The following is a 2,625-nucleotide window of genomic DNA, read 5'->3' on the forward strand; positions in this document are numbered from 1 at the left end:
CGATGACCAGGACCTTGTATCGAAGCGAGGCATCGACAATGGCGTTGAGCATGATGGGTAATCTTTCTCAGTGGCCTTCGCCGATTTGCGACTTCAGCAGCCGCGCCTTCAGGGCATACGCCCCTTCGGCAACCACCTGCTCACCGGCCTTGACTCCAGCCCTTATCACCGTGCGTCCGCCGACCTTGTCCCCGGGTTCGATGGCCCGCGGCTCGAAGCCGCCGCCTTCTGCCACGAACACCGTGGGCTGCCCTTGCAGCAGCAGAATCGCCGCGCTGGGCACCGACAGCGCCGGCGCACGCGCCGCACCGGTCTCGATCGTGGCGCTTGCGAACATCTCCGGCTTGAGCCGGCCGTCTTTGTTGGAGACCTCGATGCGAGCGGGAGTCGTGCGGCTGTCCTTGTCGAGCATGCTGGCGACGTAGGTCACGCGACCGGAGAAGCGCTCGTTCGGGTAGGCATTGACGGTGACCATTGCCGCGGCGCCGACCTTCACGCGCGCGAGCTTGTCCTCGGTGAGATCGGCCTCGATCCAGACCGTCGAGAGATCGGCCACGGAGAACAGCGGCTCCGCCGGTGAACCCAGTTCGCCAATCGTGGCCTTCTTCTGGACCACCGTTCCGCCCAGCGGAGCGGTGAGGGCGAACGTCGATGCGGCGCGTTCGGTGTGCGACGCTGTACCTCCCAACAGACGCAACTTGTCTTCTGCGGCGTGGAGGTCGGCGTTTGCCGTCTCCAGCGATGACTTCGCGCGCAGGAGTTCGCGCTGCGGGATGATCTCGTCCTTGGCCAGCGACTCCGCGCGGGCGTAGTCGGCCTGCGCGACGCGCTGTGCCGATCGCGCCCGCTCGAGGGCGGACTGTGCTTCGCCAAGGGCCACGCTGTCGAGGACAGCCAGCACCTGACCGGCCTTGACGGTGTCACCCAGCTTCGCCGTGACTTGCACGATGCGCCCTTCGACGCGCGGAGCCACGCGGGCCACGCGGTCCTGGTTCGGACGGATCGTCGCGGTGACGGTCACCGTGTCGGCGAAGCCCTGCTCAGCGAGCTTCTCGAGCTTGATGCCGGCACGCTGCGCGTCTTCGGCCGAAAGCTTCAGGCCGCCTTCCTCCTTGTGCCCTCCCTCGGGAGCGGAAGCGGCCTTCTCGGCGGACTTGGCCTCGGCGGACTTCTCGCCGCCGCCACAGGCGGACAGGGCGACTGCCAGAGCGAGGGCCAGCGTCGTCAGCACCAGCGACGTGGACGAGCCGTGCGGTTTCGAGTTCTTCATGGTTGGGTTCCTTCTTGCGGCCAGCCGGCTGCGAGTTCGAGGGCAATGCGGGTGCTCTGGTAGTCGGCGAGCGCGTCGATCAGGTCGCGCCTGGCATCCAGGGATTGCCGGCTGACGACGATCAGTTCGAGCAGGCCGATCTGTCCCGCTTGTTGCGACTTGACGGAGAGTTGCTGGTTGTCCGCCAGGGCAGGGAGCACGGACTCCTGCAGCCGGCGAATCCGATCCTCGAGGCTGGCCAGCCGCGTCCACAGCGAACTGACGCTTGCTCGGGCATCGCGCTGCGCCGTCTGCCGCTCGATCTGTACCTGCGTGAGCTCGGTCTGGGCTGCGCCGATGCCTGTGGAATTGCGCTTGAACAGCGGCAAGGGCACGGACAGGGTCAAGGTCGTCAATCGTTCGCGCGCCGCCCCGGGCCCCTCGCGACCGACGTTCAGCCCCACGGTGACGTCCGGGTAGGTGCTGGCCCGTTCGAGCTTCAGCCTTGCGGCGGCACTGGTCTCGCGCGCGGCCAGCGCGCCGGCGCGAGGCTGGTTGTCGGCACTCGCAAGCAGGGCGTTGAGGGAGTAGCCGGGTCGCTGCGCCGAGAGTTCACCTGTCGCCTTCGGCAGGCTCTCGGGCGGCAGTTGCAATTGCCTGGCCAACTCGGCGCGTGCCTCGAGCAGTTGCTCTTGAATCTGGGCCAGCTGATTGCGCGCGCGCTCGGCCTCGACGCGAGCGACGTTGGCGTCGAGCCGCGTGTCCTCACCCGCCTGCCGTCTTCGCTGCACCGCGGCGGCCGTGTCATTGAAGAGCGTCAGTGCCTGCGTCTCCATGTCGGCCCGCTGCTGCAGCGCGAGCACGCGCGTGTGTCGCTCGGCCACGTCTGCACGAACGCGGCGACGGACTTCGGCGATCTCCAGCCGCAGGGCGGCCAGCGCAGCACTGGTGGCCTCGCGACGGTAAGACGGCTGGCCGCCCACCTCGAAGGTCTGGGACAGACCCGCACCCCACTCACTGCGGCGTTCCGACCCGGTGGTCGAGGGCACCGATCGTCGCGTCTGGTCGACGGACAACTGCGGGTTGTTGTAGAGCCACGCGCCCGCGTCGGCCCGCTGCCCTTCGGCCGCCGACAGTTCGGCCATCTTCAAGCGCAGGGTCGGGCTTGCCGCCTCGGCCAGCGCAAGCGCTTCCGTGAGGCTCAGACGCTGCTGCGCCTGAGTCGGTGCGGCTTCGGGGGCGAGGACGCCAGGCTGTTGCGCCGGGACTTGCGCCTGCCCGATGTTGGACAAGCAGAGCAGGGCACCGGCAAGGGCCAGCGACTTCGTTCGCATCGAATTCTCCAGGTTGCAATGAACAACAAAGCGGAAGAATTC

General features: G+C 67.7%; 2 protein-coding genes. Both read right to left on the bottom strand.

Annotation, left to right across the window (positions count from 1 at the left end):
• Nucleotides 1-67: 67 nt before the first annotated feature.
• A complete protein-coding gene (locus D9C15_RS08415; protein WP_127997009.1) occupies nt 68-1,270 on the bottom strand; it encodes an efflux RND transporter periplasmic adaptor subunit in 1,203 nt (400 codons plus the stop codon).
• Nucleotides 1,267-2,625: TolC family protein (locus D9C15_RS08420; protein WP_310734465.1), on the bottom strand; the 1,359-nt coding region annotated here is incomplete at its 5' end. The genes D9C15_RS08420 and D9C15_RS08415, both read right to left, overlap by 4 nt.

It is taken from the genome of Piscinibacter defluvii (genome assembly GCF_004011805.1).
GTDB lineage: Bacteria > Pseudomonadota > Gammaproteobacteria > Burkholderiales > Burkholderiaceae_C > Piscinibacter > Piscinibacter defluvii.

Excerpts from the sequence above, each read along its gene's own strand:
- D9C15_RS08415 (WP_127997009.1), bottom strand. The coding sequence starts at position 1,270 with ATGAAGAACTCGAAACCGCACGGCTCGTCCACGTCGCTGGTGCTGACG.